Genomic DNA, 17,936 nt, shown 5'->3' with positions numbered 1-17,936 from the left:
ATAAAAAAAGAGCCTTCATCAATTAAATGAGGCTCTTATCAGATCATATTAAGTCATTGTACGAAAGTTAATTCGTAGGTGTTAATGCTCAATCCCCTTTTATTGACCAACCATTGACTAACGGATAGCGTCTTTCACGTCCAAATGCTTTATGACTAATTTTAGTACCAATTGCGGCTTGTCGGCGTTTGTATTCACTTCTATCAACTAAGGTTATGGTTTGACGAACAGTCTCAGCGTCGAAACCTTTAGCAACAATGTCATCAAAACCTAAGTCATTATCCACATAGTCTTTTAAAATCGCATCAAGAATATCGTAATCAGGCAAACTGTCCTGATCTTTTTGATCCGGTCGTAGCTCAGCCGAAGGGGGACGAGTAATCACACGTTCAGGAATCACATCGGTATCTTCTAATCGATTGCGATAATTGGCGAGAGCGTAAACTTGGGTCTTATAAACATCTTTAAGAACGTCAAAGCCACCTGCCATATCCCCGTATAAAGTGGCATAACCAACTGCCATTTCAGACTTATTACCGGTAGTGATAACTAAATGACCAAACTTATTAGATAATGCCATAAGTACCATACCACGAGCGCGCGCTTGAATATTCTCTTCAGTGGTATCTGCTTTAGACTTATTAAACAAAGGCGCTAAGGTATGGCGCATACCATCTACCGCATCATGGATAGGGCAAACGGTATAAGACACATTTAACCTTCTAGCCTGAATTTGAGCATCCTCTAAGCTAATTTGAGAGGTATACTCATAAGGCATCATTACGGCGTAAACTTTGTCGGAGCCTAAAGCATCGACGGCAATACATAACGTTAATGCAGAATCGATACCACCTGATAAACCAACGATAACGCCCTCAAAGCCCGAGTGATTGACATAATCTCGCAAACCAACGACTAGGGCTTGATAGGTTTCAGATTCAGCACTGAGCTGTAGAGGTGCTTTATCCTGAGTATCAAAGCTGCCACTTTCGGCATCAAATGTAGCGTACATCATGTGCTCAAGAAATCTTGGTGCTTCATGAGCAACTTCACCATTAGACTGAATGACCATAGAGCCGCCATCAAACACTAAGTCATCCTGACCACCGACACAATTGGTATAAATAAGAGGCAGTTTGGTATCCATTGAGCGCTTGGTTAATAAGGCCTGTCGAGCGTGCTGTTTTCCTGCTTCAAAAGGAGATGCATTGATAGTAACTATTAAGTCAGCTCCTTGATCTTTTAGCGCATTAATAGGCTCATCGACCCATAGATCTTCACAGATGAGCAGCCCAATAGTCACCCCTTGATAATCAAAAAGGACCTGATTACGTCCTTTATCAAAATAACGACGTTCATCAAAAACACCATAATTTGGCAAATGTTGCTTGTGATAAAAGCCTTTTTGTTGACCATTTTGAATGATAGCGGCTGAATTAAAGGTACCATGGTAATCCACATGAGGGTAGCCAATAATCATTACAATATCATTGATATCGCTTAGTGAATTAAGGGCCGATTTCACTCGGTCAGATAGGCTAGGGCGTAATAATAAATCTTCAGGCGGATAGCCTAATAAAGCGAGCTCAGGAAAGATAATGATATCGGCACCATTGTCACGTGCTTCGATAGCAAGGTGGCGCATTTTATTAATATTTGTTTGGATGTCTCCCACCATAAAGTGAGACTGCGCCATCGCAAATTTTAGTGAATTACCTTTATCTTGTTTGCTGTTATTCGTTGTTGACATTAGTAGATCCTATATAATGGGTCTTATTACTAAACGCTAAATAGAGAGTCAATTTATTAAGTTTTGTAGGTATTGACTCTTGATTTAGACATAGTATTAATTATAGTGAATTTAATTTTCGAAGAAAGTTTAGCAATTTTGATTGTAATAATGCATTTAAAACGTTCAGTCTAGATTATTTAGTTATTGTCATTTGATAATCATAATTGAAGTCTAGTCATGCTGATGTTTGGTCATGCTGAAAAAGTAACGTCAGGTCATTTATATTTCGTATCTGAATTACGATTGTTTCTATCATTTGACCTTTTTTAGGCAAAAACCGATACAATTACCTTTAGTATAACATCAAATTTTTAATGTTATATCTTAGCCTTATTTAAATGATGGGTATATTTAGGAAGTTACCATGTTTGCATTTTTTTCATTCTTATTTTTTATAATGATTGTATGGCTATGTATGTGGGGTTTTTTTAAGTTTATGTATCCTAAACCGCCCAGACAATTCATGCCTAAAGAAGGCGATATTATTACCCCGCGAGATTGTGATTTTTGTGGCTATCCCCTTGCGGAATACCGAGGCGTTTTAGAAATAAAGCCTGAAGATGAACTCGCCGTTTCTGAACAACAAGAGGTCAAAACCCTAACACAATCAATAGCGGATAATGAAAGTAAAATCAATAAACTACAAACTAAATTAGCCGATACTACACAGTCAAAAACCTTGTCTCGCCAGCAAAAGAGGCAAACAAAGTCGGAGATTGAACAGTATCAAAAACAATTAAATGAACAACGACAAGCAATTAAGAAAATCACATCTTGGTTTTTTTGTAACTATGATCATCAAGACGAGTTTCATTCACAAGTGAAATAGCCTAAAGTCCTTCAACCTTTAATGAGCAAACATGTATTGAGTCAAATAAGTACTGAGACGATTAAGCACTGAGTCAATTAAGCACTGAGTTAAATAAGAACAGAGTATATGTCACTAAAACTTGCTTGGTGCTTAGCCCCTACTGTTATTGACTCTGTTGCATGTCTTGAATGATTTGATCGACCAGCAGGTTAGCTTGCTGTGTGAGATCATCATGGTCAGACGCTGACTTTTTGGCTTGTTGAATTTGCTCATATAAATTCAAACAACATAACACCAATAAGTTTTCATGGGATAAGTGTGACGCCTGCTCGTGAATATCAGTGATAAAATCATTGATATAGTGAGTAGCAGAGTTGAGCTCTTCTTCCTCACCTGCAGGACAGTTAATGGTATAAGACCGTCCTAAAATATCGATATCAACGGCTGTAAACTGAGGCGAGTTGGTTTCAGGCTCATTATAACTATCAGGCTCATTATAAGTATTAGTATCATAGGTAACAGTATCATAGGTGTTTGACTCATGCTTGTCAGTATGGCCATCAGAGTCATATGATTCTGTGTCATCTAACTCAAAATCAAAGGTGCCAGATTCTCTAATATTTATATTAGGGTTGTCCGATAAGTCATCGGGTGTAATAATTTCAATGTCTGTACCAGTGGTAGTCATATCATTAATTTCTACTTCATTCGATAACCTTTGACCGTCATCCGTTATCTCGTTATGGTTTTGGGTTGACATAATTTTCTCTTAAAAATTGTAATGGTAAGGGGTAATTAAATCAGTCATAGAGCTTAAGCTAATGAGTATGGACTAATCCGTTGCTTGGTCAATCAAGGTCAGTCTCTGCATAACCACTTTAGTATGTTCCTTGGCTAAGCGGTTTTTTTCAAGTAAAGTTTGATTAGAGTGCTCTAGCGCTTCACATTTTTTTAGTAATTCATTATAAGTATCGTTTAAGTTGTGATGTGCCTCAGCAAGGGTCTGATACTCTTCATCAAGCTGTTCAAACTTTTGTTGAAGGTTTTGTTTGTCCTGAAGACTTTGCTCAAAAGCTTGTTGATGGTCCTCAAGTTGTTTATGTAACTGTTGAACTTCTTCATTTTCAACGTCAGGGCTATTTTTGAGGTTTATTAATTCAGCTTGGGTGGCTTCATAGCGATGGCGAAGATCATTTAATATTGCATGCAAGTGTTGCAGTTTATCAATCAAAGATTCAGTCATGGGTAATCACTTCTAATAAAGTCAGATTAAATTTAAATGCAAGGTTATGGATACATTGCCTTTAATAATGCCATAGATGCCCACATTATATCTAGCATTAGGTTGTTAATGAATGTGTTTAACACTTAAAAATAAAAGAAGATTTAGGGGTTTTTATTGGTCTAAAGAGTTTATTAAAGTCATAGCGTATAGCATAACCCGTTGTTTAGAAATATTTTCTATCATTTTAGGACACATTTATTTCAGTATAACTTAAAAGTATTGTTTCTCAAAAAACATTTTTAATCAGGGCTAAATAAATCAAATAGGCTGTTTCATAATATTAAAATGTTCATTAAACGCTCATACTATTAATTGCTCATTGTGACTGTTTATTACACAAGTTGCCTTAATGATACTAGGCATTTATAACACCTCTATATTCTTTATTTAAACCTAGGGTTACTTAAAATTAGGGTCTCGATTTAATAAAATTAATATTTTAAAACTTTACAGGTAATGATTATGAATGATGATATTTCTGGCTGGAATGATTGGTCAAGAGCGTTTGAAAACTGGACTGACGTCAGCATTAGTGAACTGCATGGCTTAATGACAGGATTAATGACGGTGTGTCATGCGCCTAGTAAGATTGAAGAGTGGGAGCGTTTACTCACTGAATTAAGCTTCTCTATTCCCGATGAGGCTGCGTTAACCTTACTAGCAGAAGAGGCGGAAGACACCTCGTTTCAGTTAAAAGATAAAGACGATGCTTATCAGTTTTCTCCTTTAGTGCCAGATGATGAGCACGATCTCTACGAGCGAGTCATTGCTTTAAAGCAATGGGCGAATGGCTTTATGACAGGTTTTGGTGTGACAGATAGTACTCTTAGCGCAGAAGAAAATATGATATTTGCTGATTTGGCGAAAATTGGCGGGATACGCATTGATCCAGAAGATGAGTTCGAGGGTGGTGAAGAGTCTTATTTGTATTTATATGAATTTATACGTATGGTCCCGGTAAGCTTAGCGGTTAGACCCCGTAAATCTATGATGTCATTGCCACTTATCGCAGGCCTATCTCTTGATGCCAAAACGGCGAAAGAGCTTGAGGAGGAGGGGGTTAAGCCTAAGCCAATACCGCCCGTTATGGATATTATGAATCATAACAATCCCTCTTAGCTATTATATCACTTAGCTTTTAAAGAGATCCTTCTTTAGTCATACTATAATGACTTTTGTACATCAGCGCTGTTTATCAACCATTAGCCCTATGACCTTATTTGTGTGAGAAAACCCTATGACTACCTCAGTTGGCAATACTGTCTATCCTAGCCAAAGTTTAGAATGGCTGAACCGTTTGATTGGTTTTGATACGGTCAGTCGTAACTCTAACTTGGCGCTGATTAATGATGTGCAAGCGTATTGTCAGAGCTTAGGACTCAAGCCTATACTCACCTTTAACCAAAATAAAGACAAAGCCAATTTATTTGTTACCGTTCCTGCGGGAAAGGGTCTTGATGATGGAGGTGTTGAGAATAATGACGTTGAAAATAACAGTTTAGATAACAACAGTGTGGATAACAACTGTATGGAGGATAACAGTCCTGCCATTATTAGTGGTGGTATTGTCTTATCAGGCCATACCGATGTGGTACCCGTAGACGGTCAGGATTGGTCATCAGATCCGTTTAAAGCAGTGATACGCGATAATAAACTGTATGGTCGCGGTGCTTGTGATATGAAAGGCTTTATAGCCTGCGCGTTAAGTATACTACCTAAAGCGGTTGTATTATCACGCCAAGGTCAGCTTAAAAAACCGCTGCATATTGCATTGTCATTTGATGAAGAGGTTGGCTGCTTGGGTGCGCCGCTTATGATTGATGATCTTAAGCAACGGGGCATACATCCCGATTATTGTATCGTCGGTGAGCCCTCGTCTATGAAGATGGTCATCGCCCATAAGGGTATATCGGTATTTAAATGTTCGGTACATGGTAAATCAGTGCACTCTTCTTTGACTCCGCAAGGGGTAAATGCCATTAGTTATGCGGCTAAACTGATTGGGTTTATAGACGAGCTGGCTGGTAAATTGGCGAATTCAGGTCAATTAGACGATGAGTTTGATGTGCCGTTCTCTACATTGTCAGTTGGTACCATCCAAGGCGGTACCGCAACGAACATCGTACCGAATTTATGCGAGTTTACCTTTGATTATCGCAATCTTCCTTTTATGGGTGCCGAGCATATATTACCGGCTATTCAACAAAAAATTGAAGAGCTGAATGCACAAATGCAGCACATTGATGCCAATACGGGTATTGAAATTAAGCAATTAGAAGATGTGCCAGCTATGACTGACAGTGATAGTGAGGCGTTACAAGCCTTAATAGCGGGATTGGTGGAAAGCTCAGCGCGGCACAAAGTGGCGTATGCGACTGAAGGCGGTCAATTTACCAATGCAGGAATTCCGACGGTAATATGTGGACCGGGTAGTATCGAGCGGGCGCATAAGGCGGATGAATATGTCGAACTTGAGCAATTAGCAATGTGTGATCGTTTTTTAGATCAATTATTGAGTTCGCTTACCGCTTAAAGCTATTTATCGTCATAGGCAAACTAAAGTACGACAGCGTTAACCTTACCAAACAACTATTTATAGACTTTGCAGATACCTTTCGTGATAGATTGATTTCTAGATTAGGTATTAATTTCTAGATTAAACATAAAAAGCACAGTGATTTACTGATCACCGTGCTTTTTTAACTGTTTTGAATCTTTACTTTTCTAACCTAGCCTAAAATGTCGACCAATTCGCCACGTACCATATGCGGGCTAACATAGTCATCAATCTTAACCGTCACGAATTTTCCCATTAAGTCCATTTTTTGTTGCTCTGTGGCTTTAAATAGTACTGAACGGGTATTGTCAGCAGTACCCAATAGTTGGTCTGGGTAGCGATCTGCAATCTCTTCAACCATCACTCTGACCGTTTTACCCACCATTTCTTCTGTTTTCTTCAAGGTAGAGTCACGAATGACCTTCTGGAAGATAGCCAAACGCTCTTTTTTAGTCGCTAAGCTGACATCATCTGGTAACTCTGCAGCCGGCGTGCCTGGTCGCTTAGAATAAATAAAGCTGTAAGAGTGATCAAAATCGAGCGCTTTAGCAAGGTTAAGCGTTTCCAAGAAGTCCTCTTCGGTTTCGCCTGGGAATCCAATAATAAAATCACTGGATAAATGCATATCAGGGCGAACCGCTAACAGCTTCTTAATTTGGTTGATGTATACGTCAATAGTATGATTACGCTTCATGGCGGACAAGATTTTATTAGAACCACTTTGTACAGGCAAATGAAGGTGTGACACTAGCTGTGGTAGCTTAGCGTAAGCATCAATAATATCATCGGTAAACTCAAGCGGATGGCTAGTCGTATAACGAATGCGTTCAATACCGTCTACATGAGCCACATAATGCAATAGTTCGGCAAAGCGGCAGATGCTGCCGTCATCTTTTTCACCGCGATAGCCGTTTACATTTTGTCCCAATAAGGTAATCTCACGCACCCCTTGCTCAGCTAAGCTGTCAATTTCGGCCAATACATCATCCAATGGTCGTGATAGCTCTTCGCCTCGGGTATAAGGGACCACACAAAAAGAACAATATTTCGAACAGCCTTCCATGATAGAGACAAAAGCACGATAGCCTTCTACTTTAGGTTCTGGCAAAAAATCAAATTTCTCAATACTTGGAAAAGAGACGTCCACCGTACCAATACGATCTTTGGGTTTAACGTCTTTTTGCTGAGTCGACTTGTCATAAAGCTCAGGCAAACGGTGTAGGGTTTGCGGGCCAAATACCATATCGACATAAGGTGCACGCTTTTGGATATTGTCACCTTCTTGGGAGGCAACACAGCCTCCGACGCCGATAACGACATCTGGTCTTTGCTCTTTAAGTTTGCGCCAACGACCCAGCTCTGAGAATACTTTTTCTTGTGCTTTTTCACGGATTGAGCAGGTGTTCATTAACAACACATCAGCCTCGTCAATATTATCGGTGACGATCATATCGTGAGAGTCGCCCAACACATTACCCATTTTCTCAGAGTCATAAACGTTCATCTGACACCCTTGAGTCGCAATATAGACTTTCTTTTTTGCACGCTCGGTTGTCGGGCTAGTTTGACTGGCAAAATCCACATTTGATAATGAGGTAGTCGCTAGGGAACTTTCCTCAGATACAGGGATAGATTTAGGGTCAAATATAGTAGCACTCATATTAAGCAGTCCAAGGTTAGAATGATGAAAAGGGTAGCATGACAGTTATTAGAGTTGCAAAACAGTTACTGGATTACTCTAGCAAGAGTTGTCTTTTATGTGCTGATCTAAGACGCTGATGTGTTTAAGTTTAACGATTAAGTGAAAGTTAAACATTTTAAGGTCAGGCTATTTAAGGTCAATAGTGGGTCGATATTATACCATAAGCTTATTGTTATTGAGTATTAATCCAGTGACTAAGTTTAGAGGTGTAATGAGAGGTATCTGACCTAAGTATTTTGAATCGAAAGTTTCTTATTTCAGTAGAAAAACGCTAAGACGCGCCATGACACTACTAGGAAGGAAACAATAAAATTTTAAAAAAGGCTTCAAACAATATCCGCTGATGCACTCCTATTAGTAAGATTGAGACCTACTAAATAAACTATCATCCAACACTTATCAGACACCATATAGGTCATCCAAATTTAAGGAGATGTAAATGGGGCTGCAACATCAGCTTACATAAAGCATTTTGGTGTCTGACAGTTTGTTGCCTATAATCAATACACTATAGTCAAAGAACTTTAAAGTAGTCACAAGGCAACCGAGTGCAAGTAGCAAGTAATACGGGAGTAGGCTTAACCCGGTTAACACCGTGACTCTTTATAAGTTCGACTTATAAGTTCGCCGACTATATATTAGACTCTTTTACGTTATCTTTTTAGAGACTACTTTTTAAAACATTCAATTTACTCAATGTTTGCCTGACCAATAAGATTATAATTATGCTGAACAAACCCTTTATCTCAAGACAAAACAACAAAAAACAGACGACTACTGAAGCTGGGTTATTAAGGACTCATGCCCGTGTCAGCACCAAAGCTTCGTTTGCAATCTCCTTACTGAGTTTACTTGGCATGAATCAAATAGCCTGTGCTCAACTAGATGTCCAAGATAATACGTATAACGCAGCCAGTGATAGTAGTGTTTACTACTTTAATGAAGCGTTAAGTGCCGCAAATCGTAATGATTCGGGTGCTTTATACCAGTATGAGCAGATGATGAGTGGTGGATTATTTGCCATGTATCCAGAATATTGGCGTTTAAATAATGACCTTTCAACCCTCAATCCTTCTGTCGTCACTAATTTTGCGAGTAAGTATCAGGGTAGTGTTATGGCAGAAAAGTTAACTGCTGACTACGCGGAAACAAAGGCGCAAGCGGGTGATTATAATGCGGTGCGTCAAGTAGCTAGCTATATCATCAACCCGGATAACAGTGAAAAGTGCGCGATCGCTTTAGGTTTTAATCATACAGGCGATCCGATGCGAGCATTGTCCTTAAAACCTGATGTCTGGTTAACGACGAAAAAGCAACCTGCACTCTGCAATCAGTTGGCATCAGAAATGAACAACAACTCGATGATCAGTAATACAGATCGTAAAGAGCGCTTGATGCGTATGCTACGTGAAGGTAATACGGGAGATATTATGGCTCTATCTCAGTCATTGGGTATCCCTATCGCCTATAGTGAGCTTAGCGAAATTCAACTGAATCCAACCGGATTTATCACTCGTTTTGGTAACCAACCCTATAGTGTCAAAAATCAATATCTTTATTTATATGCTATCGGTCGAATTGCCAATAAATCCTACCGAGAAGCAGCTATGCAGCTTGATTATGATATCAATCAAGACAATCGTCGACCGCAAAAGCTGATCAGTGAGGAAACGCGTCGCCAAGCTTACAGAACGCTTGGGGTCAAACGCATGTATTATAATACGGATGATGGCTTTAATGATGAGGCGGTGACTTGGTTTAGGAATAGTTTGGGTGAGACCTTTAGTGATGATGAGGCCGAAGAATATGCCAAGGCTGCCATTCGCTTTAGTCAATGGAAAGACTTAATAACGGCGATAGGTAGTATGGATAGTGCTACTCAGCAGCAAGATATGTGGCAATATTGGCTTGCACGCGCGTATGAGCAAGCTGGTGATGGCGCTCAAAAAGGTCTGGCACGTCAAATTTATCAGCGCTTGTCTAGCCATAATGATTATTACGGGTTTTTAGCCAAAGACAAAATAGGACAGCGCTTCACTGCGGGTAGCACTTCGCTGCCCAATGTGTCTAGTACCGACATCAATGGAATGCTAAATAATCCTCATTTTGCAAGAGCGTTGGCTTTATATAATGCTGATGTTAATCGCTCTTACGCCAATCGAGAATGGAACTGGGCGGTTAAGAAAGCACGGGATAGTAATGATACCCAGATGATATTAGCGGCTGCTAAGCATGCGCATGATATCGGCTGGCTGGATCGCTCTATTTATGCTATCGATAATACTGACGGGTTAAATCAATATAGTTTATCGCATCCTATGCCTTATCAAAGCTCGGTGGTCAGTTACAGTCGACAAGCGGGTATTGATCCTGCGTGGGCGTATGGCATTATGCGTCAAGAAAGTCGTTTTGTCAGCTCAGCGCGTTCAGGTGTCGGTGCAAGTGGTCTTATGCAAATTATGCCCGATACTGCTAGATATATCGCACGTAACTTAGGAGAGTCTTATAGTGCTAGCCGTGCCAATAGTGGCGATACCAATATTCGTTACGGTACCTGGTATATGAGCGATATTATGGGGAAATTGCATAATCACCCTGTATTAGCAACCGCGGGTTACAACGCTGGACCAAGCAAAGCACAGCGTTGGCAACCGGTTTACGGATCTCTAGAGGCAGATCAATATGTTGAGACGATAGCGTATTCTGAAACTCGCAATTATGTGAAACGAGTGATGGAAAACGCTACCATTTATAGCAGTATGTTGGGGGAGAATACCTCAATATCGCAGCGTATGCGTCCTATCCCTGCTGGCTATTAAGTCAAAACTCTCGTAAAACTATCTATTCCCAAGAATGGGATCTAAGTTCTCTATAACTTTATTAGTTTTAGGGAACTTTGAATAATCAAGGTAACAGTGTACTCTTATAACACACAATAAACTTGTGGCTTGACATAATTAGGTTTGAGCAAAATTTTGAAAGGTGCTACACTTTTACCGCAATCCAAATTATAGGTATTGTCAGGAATAATGATATCAATTATGGCTTAAATCAAAGTCTATGTCCGGAATTAAAGCCATTGTAGATGCCATAATTACTCTAATCATCTGGTGTTAAAACAGGTTCTTAGATAATGATTATAAGTAATCGCACCGTTTAGCACTTAAGGTGTCTATTTATGACCTATTATTTAGTGTCATACCCCTTATCATAATTTTAATAAATCACTAGGAGAATTAAATGAAACAACCTGTTCGCGTTGCCGTTACTGGTGCTGCTGGTAATATTAGCTATGCTATGCTATTTCGTATTGCTTCCGGCGAAATGTTAGGTAAAGATCAGCCTGTTATTTTACAGCTTTTAGAAATCACCCCCGCTCTTGATGCCCTAAAAGGGGTTGTTATGGAGCTTGAAGACTGTGCATTCCCATTACTCGCTGGTGTGGTACAGACTGATGACGCTAATGTTGCCTTTAAAGATGCAGACTATGCTCTATTAGTTGGTGCTCGTCCTCGTGGCCCTGGTATGGAGCGTAAAGATTTACTTGAAGCTAATGCAACTATTTTCTCAGCGCAAGGTAAGGCCCTTAATGACGTAGCTAGCCGTGATGTTAAAGTATTGGTAGTCGGTAACCCTGCAAATACCAACGCGCTAATTGCTCAACGTAACGCTCCTGATTTAGACCCACGTAATTTCACAGCTATGACCCGTCTTGATCACAACCGTGGCCTAGCGCAGCTTGCTGAAGAAACTAACAGCACTGTGAATGATATTAAGAAAATGATCATCTGGGGTAATCACTCATCAACTCAGTATCCAGATCTCACTGAATGTACTGTTAATGGTAAACCAGCCCTAGACCAAGTGGATCGCAATTGGTATGAAAATACCTATATCCCAAGCGTGCAAAAACGTGGTGCAGCAATTATTGAAGCGCGCGGTGCATCATCAGCAGCCTCAGCAGCTAACGCAGCTATCGCTCACATGCGTACTTGGGCATTAGGCTCAGATGAGAATGACTGGGTATCTATGGGCGTGTATTCACAAGGTGAATATGGTATTGCTAAAGGGTTGATCTACTCATTCCCATGTACTTGTAGCAATGGCGACTGGAAAATTGTTGAAGGTTTAGATACCTCTTCAGACTTCTCTCAAGAGAAAATGAAAGCGACAGAGCAAGAGCTTACTGAAGAGCGTGATGCTGTAGAACATTTATTACCATAATCTCAAGGCTTAATTCTTTGAGTTTAATATTTTTAGCTTAATGAGTTAATCCTAAGAGTGTACTGAATTATTTTCATTAAAAAAACCTGCTTACGAGCAGGTTTTTTTTATGATAGATTGGATATTACTGTGTATTTTTAGGTCATATCTTTATTTAAGACGATTAAAATCTCTTTAAGCTGAAAAGACACTTTATGGCGGGACGATTTGTTAACATAATCGCAAAGCTTCTACGTAACTATCGTATGGCTTTATAGGTATAATTTGCAGATAAAGTCCTTAAATTAAACATTATACTTATTATAAATTTAAAGATAATAAGGTAACTGTTTAGAACGTTAATAACCTTTGGAGATAATTATGTTAGGTGAACCAGAATACACCATGAATGAGCTATTTGCTCAATTGGGTTTAGACAGCTCAGATGAAGCCATTGATCAATTTATTAATGATAATAAACTTGGTAAAGACCAAGAACTTATTGAAGCCGATATTTGGACAGATTCTCAGCGTGCCTTTTTACAAGAAGAATGGAAACGTGATGCTGCTTGGGTTGAAGTCATTGATGAATTAAACGTACGTTTGCATCCTACTGCATAACCCGTATTAATTAGTGCGTATTAAGTAGCATACATTAAAATTAAAGTTAAAAAAAACCCTCTATCAGTGTAGAGGGCTTTTTTTTATCGAACTTCATTTAATCTTAAAACTTTTAAAATTTAACGAAGGGCGCTAAAGGCAGATTGGGAATAGCCGTTGCTTGAAGTGGCAAAGCTAACTTTTTGAATAGTATCATCATAATTTGAGTCTGTGACGTTTCTAGCACTAAACAAGGCACTGTCATTTTTATACAAAGTATTATAACGGTTTAAGACCTTTTTGACATAATTACGCGTTTCTGTAAAGGGAGGAATACCGCCATATTTATCAACATTGCCTTCTCCGGCATTATATCCTGCTAACACGTGCTCTATATTGCCGTTAAAACGTTTGGATAACCAAGCCACATATTTTGCAGCGCCTTCGATATTTTCAGCTGGATTCCAAGCATTACGGACTGAAAAGCGACGTGCCGTGGCAGGCATTAATTGCATTAATCCTTGTGCACCGACAGGCGATCGTGCATTAGGGTTAAACGCTGACTCAGTATGCATCATGGCCTTTAGTAAGGCAGGATCAACGCCATGGCGTGTTGCGGAGTCAATAATGTAATGGTCATACATATTATTGCCAGCGACTGTGGTAGTCGGTACATCAAATGGTACGTCAAAATCACTATAATTAGGGGAGCTTAAAGCGGGTAGTACAGTTCTTTGGGCATCCTGTTCGGCACCCGAATTAGGATAATAGGATACTTTTACTTTTTTGCTATATTTTCCAAAATTACCTGAAGGATTTACATTGGTAAGAAGCACTTGTCCAGTGTCATCTTTATAGATATACATGTTTCCAGCTTGAGCAGCTTGTGAGGCAAGGATGCTTGAAGATAGACATAAAGTTGCAACAACCATATTGGCTGAACGAGTAAATGTTTTATACAACAGGTCAGTCATAGTTATTTTCGCTATATAAGAGCTGTAATTTATTGTTAGATTATTGGAACAACAATATTGAGAAAATGTAATATAACATTTATATCTTTGCTAATCTAATCCTGTATCGCTAAATTATCTCATGGACATCATTACAGAAAGATTAAGAAACAAAACACTGAGGTTACGTTAAGAAATAGTTTTAGAAAGTTAGATTAAGACACTGCTATTAGAAATATGGGAACCCATACTGCCGTTAACAAACCATTAACCGCCAGTCCAAACGCTGCATATCGACCAGCCGTATGACTAATTTGCCATGCCTCAATCGTACCAAAGGCGTGAGCCGCTAATCCTAACGCCAAGCCTTTTGCCTTATCATCGTCAATATTTTTAAACAGCACTCTTGCCATTGCCCCACCTAATAACCCCGAAACGATAATAATCAGGTTGGCTAACGCTAACGGTGCTTTGATAATCTCAGCCACACTTAATCCGATTGGAGTAGTCACAGATCGGGTCGCAAATGCTAAAATCGTATCGTGACTGAGTGCTAATGCATAAGCCAACCCCATAGGAAGTAGGGCGCCTACCACACTAGCGATGATCACAATACCCATCAGTTTTTTCAGAGGCAGACCCTTGAAGTTCATGGTCGCTAAGGGAATGGCCAGTAGGACAGTGACATACCCTAGAAGGTGGTCAAATATGGGCTTAGACACTGCATAATAGTTAGTGTAATCCCACTTTAAAATAAATAAAAACAGCAGCACCAAAATAAGAGCAGTGATGACCATAGGTAACATTGTCAGTCGTTTAGATAGAATACGGGCTAAGATATGAGCCACTAAGGTCAGCATAAATGCTGCTGCAACGACTGTAAACGTGGTGCCTGTTGGCATTTGTTCAAATAGGGTCATAACGTCATGCCTTCATTAGGGTCTGTATAGATTAACTATTTAGCTAATATGGTTAAACAAGCTACTTAGTTTTGGGTGACTCACTATCGTGAGAGTTACCCAACCAAGTATTCGATAATCTAGCTAAGCCCCATAAGGGTAGTAGAGTGCTTACCACCATAATACCTATGATGCCCCATAGCTCATCTCCTAGTCCAAAGATTAACAACCCCGCACCTGCTGAAACAGGTAAAAAGGCGAAACCACTATCCACGAGCAGTGTATTGCTGGCATGAGTCAACCATTCAGGAATACCGAATGTAAATCGATATACTATGAGTAATAAAAAAAAGGCAATCATACCGACCACATTGCCAGCACTCCCAAAGCCTAGAGCCTGACAAACGATCACCGCAGTCTCTCTTATGACTACCACAATTGCTAGGGTCAATATAATCGCAAATAGGAGTGGCATATTTTTTCTAGGCTCTTTTTTATGAGATGAGTTTTTGACATGGTTACTATTAAAGTTGTTATCAGAGCTGTTATCCAAATTATTGATGTCACGCGTATCAGACATCTTTTGGCTTTCAAGCGAGATATTGTCTATAGGATGAACCTCTGTATTTGAGAATGGTGTGTGGGAGCGTGGAGGCATATATTATCCTTAATCAAGTTGTCCTTAATCAAGTCATCCTTAATCAAGCGGCTAAAACTTAATATGATTATTTAAGTCGTTATTCAAGTAAAATAAGACACTCATTTTGCTGTATATAAGCATTTTGAAGACTTCATATTGTCATCGTAATGGCATAATGTTTTATCTTAGTTGACGCGTTTTTTTAGGTAATGAGCTAAATTATTGAGGTAATAATTAGTGCCTTAAGCTTCAGAGCTAATGATTATAATAGTAGGTTGAACATGTCCTGACAATAGTGACAACTAGAAAAACCCCATAAGTTAATTATTACTTATGGGGTTAGGTCTAATTTATCTATTTAGTAGTGACTTAAATTAGTAGTGTTTTAAGATAGACTATAGTGTGGAACTATAACACTAAGCAATAATCCTTTTAAAAGGTTCGTTGGCTATAGAGACTATGGAGCTATCTATAATGTTCTATAGATTGGTCTCAGTCAATTGAAGTGTTATCAATAGGCTTGTCAACGGACGCATCAGACCCATCTAGTATATCCTGCTCAGCCCTCTGATCTTGTTCTTCCTTTAGCTCTTTTTCAAAAGGTTCAAGCTTAGGAATGAGTTCATTAGCTTGATCTTCAGGTAACACCTCAAGAGGGTCTATATTCGCTTGTCCTAATAACTGTAGAAGCTTATCAGACGGCAGACGCAAGGTCAGTACTTCGTGACCAGACTCATCGTAGCTTTCTTGCTCAACCACATCCAAACGATAGAGCTCATTTTTTAGGTTGCCCGCATCAAAGGGAAGGGTTAACTCAAAGGTATTGAGTTTACCGGTCAGTAACTGCTGAACCGCTGTGTGCAACATACTCATACCCAAATCTGCTCTTGCTGATACGTATACACGACTTGGCACACCGGGCTTACTATAGTTGATACGAGCAGGCTCATTAGTAAGGTCTATTTTGTTATAGACATTGAGGACAGGCACATCATTATTAATCTCAGCTAAGACAGACTTAACGGCGCTGATTTGTTCGTGCATATCTGGGCTTGCCGAGTCAATGACATGTAGCAGTAAGTCGGCCTCTAATGTCTCCTCTAAGGTTGCATGAAATGACTCAACCAATTCGTGCGGCAAATGACGCACAAACCCTACAGTATCGACTAGGACGACGCGACCAACCCCCTGCCAATCTAACCGTCTTAACGTGGGGTCAAGTGTGGCAAATAATTGATCAGCAGCATAGATGTTTTCATCTACCAAACGGTTGAACAATGTTGATTTGCCAGCATTAGTATATCCGACTAAAGATATAGTCAGTACATCCGACTTTTGACGTTTGGCACGACCTTGGGCTCGAGTTTGTTTGACTTTATCTAAGCGACTTTTTAACTGATTGACGCGAATCTGTAGTAGACGTCTATCAGTCTCAAGCTGCGTTTCACCGGGACCGCGTAATCCAATCCCACCTTTTTGACGTTCCAAATGGGTCCAACCCCGTACCAAGCGGGTTGCTAAATGGTTTAATTGAGCGAGCTCAACTTGTAGCTTACCCTCATAGGTACGTGCGCGTTGCGCAAAAATATCAAGAATGAGCCCTGTCCGGTCTAATACACGGCACTGTAATAACGTTTCTAAATTACGCTCTTGTGAGGGCGATAAACTGTGGTTGAAAATCACTATATCAGCGCACAGCTCTTGTACTTTTTCTGCAATCTCTTGAGCTTTACCACTACCAATAAAATACTTGGCATCAGGTTTAAGTCTTGAGCCAGATATTACGGCAAGTTGTTGAGCACCTGCTGAGTCCACCAATAATTTAAACTCTTCTAAATCATCGGGGTCTAAAATTTGCTTAATATCCAAATGTACTAAGATGGCACGTTCGCCACCTTTATGTCTCTCAAAATACTCCAAAAATATTCACCTATCTAAAAATTAAAATGTTTCATCGCTTATTGGCAATGTGTGTTGATGCTTGTTAATGCCTTTCAAAGTGACAAATTGAGTCATTCTGAGGATTACAAAGATCCTATAAGCCATGCTATGCGTTATTTATGATGCTAACAATAGTAAATTAAAAGGGATGAACTGTAAATGAATACAAATATAGGACAATTAGGGCGTGTGGAACATTCGACCATGGCACTGGCGGAGACTATTTTTTAGTCAATTTGCAGAGAAATTTTTGACGCTTAGTCATTCTAAGTTAGAAAATTTCGCCATATATTGACAAAAAAGAGTCCCGCCCCTTCGGGCTGATACTAAAATCGCCCCAGACGTTGTTACAAACCTAGCCAAGGTCTAAACATTAGCGTCAGTTTGCGCCTAGTCTGGAACGATTTTAGCTATCAGCAGTGCTAATTTGCGAATGTTCCACACGCCCTAACCTCATTGAAAATATTTTACGAATAAATCAGTGAACACATGCATACTGGAATCATTATCTTTGCTATACTCTTGCTTACTTAAAGAGATAAATTAAATATCC

At 39.5% G+C, this 17,936-nt stretch carries 14 protein-coding genes; 6 read left to right on the top strand and 8 right to left on the bottom strand.

From position 1 onward, the window contains the following. Positions 1 to 88 precede the first annotated feature (88 nt). Entirely contained in the window at positions 89 to 1,750 is a 1,662-nt protein-coding gene (locus tag AC2SLT_RS06930) for an NAD+ synthase (RefSeq protein WP_486546914.1), read from the bottom strand. A 457-nt stretch (positions 1,751 to 2,207) separates the two neighbouring features. On the opposite strand from AC2SLT_RS06930, the gene AC2SLT_RS06925 reads away from it, so the two are divergent. Then, the gene (locus AC2SLT_RS06925) at positions 2,208 to 2,621 is read left to right on the top strand and encodes a hypothetical protein (RefSeq protein ID WP_486546913.1); all 414 of its coding nucleotides are present in this window, start codon (positions 2,208 to 2,210) and stop codon (positions 2,619 to 2,621) included. A 145-nt stretch (positions 2,622 to 2,766) separates the two neighbouring features. On the opposite strand, the gene AC2SLT_RS06920 is transcribed toward AC2SLT_RS06925, so the two are convergent. Both AC2SLT_RS06920 and AC2SLT_RS06915 read right to left on the bottom strand, forming a co-directional pair. Then, positions 2,767 to 3,363 carry a cell division protein ZapA gene (locus AC2SLT_RS06920; protein WP_486546912.1) on the bottom strand — a complete coding sequence of 199 codons (597 nt, stop codon included), beginning with the start codon at positions 3,361 to 3,363 and terminating at the stop codon, positions 2,767 to 2,769. 72 nt (positions 3,364 to 3,435) lie between these two features. After that, positions 3,436 to 3,846, bottom strand: coding sequence for a hypothetical protein (locus AC2SLT_RS06915; protein ID WP_486546911.1), 411 nt, complete (start codon positions 3,844 to 3,846; stop codon positions 3,436 to 3,438). Between the two features lie 504 nt (positions 3,847 to 4,350). On the opposite strand from AC2SLT_RS06915, the gene AC2SLT_RS06910 reads away from it, so the two are divergent. Both AC2SLT_RS06910 and argE read left to right on the top strand, forming a co-directional pair. Continuing rightward, on the top strand, positions 4,351 to 5,007 hold the full coding sequence (locus AC2SLT_RS06910; RefSeq protein ID WP_486546910.1) for a UPF0149 family protein: 657 nt from the start codon (positions 4,351 to 4,353) through the stop codon (positions 5,005 to 5,007). A 118-nt stretch (positions 5,008 to 5,125) separates the two neighbouring features. Further along, positions 5,126 to 6,421 carry an acetylornithine deacetylase gene (argE, locus tag AC2SLT_RS06905; protein ID WP_486546909.1) on the top strand — a complete coding sequence of 432 codons (1,296 nt, stop codon included), beginning with the start codon at positions 5,126 to 5,128 and terminating at the stop codon, positions 6,419 to 6,421. Positions 6,422 to 6,617: 196 nt separating this feature from the next. Here argE and miaB read toward each other — a convergent pair whose 3' ends face one another. Further along, positions 6,618 to 8,105, bottom strand: a complete 1,488-nt coding sequence (miaB, locus tag AC2SLT_RS06900; protein ID WP_486546908.1) for a tRNA (N6-isopentenyl adenosine(37)-C2)-methylthiotransferase MiaB — start codon at positions 8,103 to 8,105, stop codon at positions 6,618 to 6,620. Positions 8,106 to 9,004: 899 nt separating this feature from the next. Between miaB and AC2SLT_RS06895 the strand changes: the two genes are divergently transcribed. The 3 genes from AC2SLT_RS06895 to AC2SLT_RS06885 all read left to right on the top strand — a co-directional run bounded on the left by AC2SLT_RS06895 (position 9,005) and on the right by AC2SLT_RS06885 (position 12,971). Next, positions 9,005 to 10,966 carry a lytic transglycosylase domain-containing protein gene (locus AC2SLT_RS06895; RefSeq protein WP_486546958.1) on the top strand — a complete coding sequence of 654 codons (1,962 nt, stop codon included), beginning with the start codon at positions 9,005 to 9,007 and terminating at the stop codon, positions 10,964 to 10,966. 421 nt (positions 10,967 to 11,387) lie between these two features. Next, the gene (locus AC2SLT_RS06890; RefSeq protein WP_486546907.1) at positions 11,388 to 12,371 is read left to right on the top strand and encodes a malate dehydrogenase; all 984 of its coding nucleotides are present in this window, start codon (positions 11,388 to 11,390) and stop codon (positions 12,369 to 12,371) included. Positions 12,372 to 12,731: 360 nt separating this feature from the next. Continuing rightward, positions 12,732 to 12,971, top strand: coding sequence for a DUF2789 domain-containing protein (locus AC2SLT_RS06885; protein WP_486546906.1), 240 nt, complete (start codon positions 12,732 to 12,734; stop codon positions 12,969 to 12,971). A gap of 119 nt (positions 12,972 to 13,090) precedes the next feature. Here the strand turns inward: AC2SLT_RS06885 and AC2SLT_RS06880 are convergent, their stop codons facing one another. The 4 genes from AC2SLT_RS06880 to hflX form a co-directional block, all read right to left on the bottom strand. Further along, a complete protein-coding gene (locus AC2SLT_RS06880; RefSeq protein WP_486546905.1) occupies positions 13,091 to 13,924 on the bottom strand; it encodes a lytic transglycosylase domain-containing protein in 834 nt (277 codons plus the stop codon). Positions 13,925 to 14,118: 194 nt separating this feature from the next. Continuing rightward, positions 14,119 to 14,823 carry an LrgB family protein gene (locus AC2SLT_RS06875; protein WP_486546904.1) on the bottom strand — a complete coding sequence of 235 codons (705 nt, stop codon included), beginning with the start codon at positions 14,821 to 14,823 and terminating at the stop codon, positions 14,119 to 14,121. Positions 14,824 to 14,884: 61 nt separating this feature from the next. Further along, the gene (locus AC2SLT_RS06870; RefSeq protein ID WP_486546903.1) at positions 14,885 to 15,460 is read right to left on the bottom strand and encodes a CidA/LrgA family protein; all 576 of its coding nucleotides are present in this window, start codon (positions 15,458 to 15,460) and stop codon (positions 14,885 to 14,887) included. Between the two features lie 474 nt (positions 15,461 to 15,934). Then, complete coding sequence (hflX, locus tag AC2SLT_RS06865; RefSeq protein WP_486546902.1) at positions 15,935 to 17,362, bottom strand: ribosome rescue GTPase HflX; 1,428 nt, start codon at positions 17,360 to 17,362, stop codon at positions 15,935 to 15,937. Positions 17,363 to 17,936 lie beyond the last annotated feature (574 nt).

This window comes from Psychrobacter sp. CX18 (genome assembly GCF_057396215.1).
The sequence above is the reverse complement of the archived record's forward strand: the minus strand, read 5'-3'. Positions and strand labels throughout refer to the sequence as shown.

What these genes read in the sequence shown, in the direction of transcription:
- miaB (WP_486546908.1), bottom strand. Translation starts at nt 8,105, where the DNA reads ATGAGTGCTACTATATTTGACCCTAAATCTATCCCTGTATCTGAGGAA.
- AC2SLT_RS06930 (WP_486546914.1), bottom strand. Translation starts at nt 1,750, where the DNA reads ATGTCAACAACGAATAACAGCAAACAAGATAAAGGTAATTCACTAAAA.
- argE (WP_486546909.1), top strand. Translation starts at nt 5,126, where the DNA reads ATGACTACCTCAGTTGGCAATACTGTCTATCCTAGCCAAAGTTTAGAA.
- AC2SLT_RS06895 (WP_486546958.1), top strand. Translation starts at nt 9,005, where the DNA reads ATGAATCAAATAGCCTGTGCTCAACTAGATGTCCAAGATAATACGTAT.
- AC2SLT_RS06920 (WP_486546912.1), bottom strand. Translation starts at nt 3,363, where the DNA reads ATGTCAACCCAAAACCATAACGAGATAACGGATGACGGTCAAAGGTTA.
- AC2SLT_RS06915 (WP_486546911.1), bottom strand. Translation starts at nt 3,846, where the DNA reads ATGACTGAATCTTTGATTGATAAACTGCAACACTTGCATGCAATATTA.
- AC2SLT_RS06890 (WP_486546907.1), top strand. Translation starts at nt 11,388, where the DNA reads ATGAAACAACCTGTTCGCGTTGCCGTTACTGGTGCTGCTGGTAATATT.
- AC2SLT_RS06885 (WP_486546906.1), top strand. Translation starts at nt 12,732, where the DNA reads ATGTTAGGTGAACCAGAATACACCATGAATGAGCTATTTGCTCAATTG.
- AC2SLT_RS06880 (WP_486546905.1), bottom strand. Translation starts at nt 13,924, where the DNA reads ATGACTGACCTGTTGTATAAAACATTTACTCGTTCAGCCAATATGGTT.
- AC2SLT_RS06875 (WP_486546904.1), bottom strand. Translation starts at nt 14,823, where the DNA reads ATGACCCTATTTGAACAAATGCCAACAGGCACCACGTTTACAGTCGTT.
- AC2SLT_RS06910 (WP_486546910.1), top strand. Translation starts at nt 4,351, where the DNA reads ATGAATGATGATATTTCTGGCTGGAATGATTGGTCAAGAGCGTTTGAA.
- AC2SLT_RS06925 (WP_486546913.1), top strand. Translation starts at nt 2,208, where the DNA reads ATGTGGGGTTTTTTTAAGTTTATGTATCCTAAACCGCCCAGACAATTC.
- AC2SLT_RS06870 (WP_486546903.1), bottom strand. Translation starts at nt 15,460, where the DNA reads ATGCCTCCACGCTCCCACACACCATTCTCAAATACAGAGGTTCATCCT.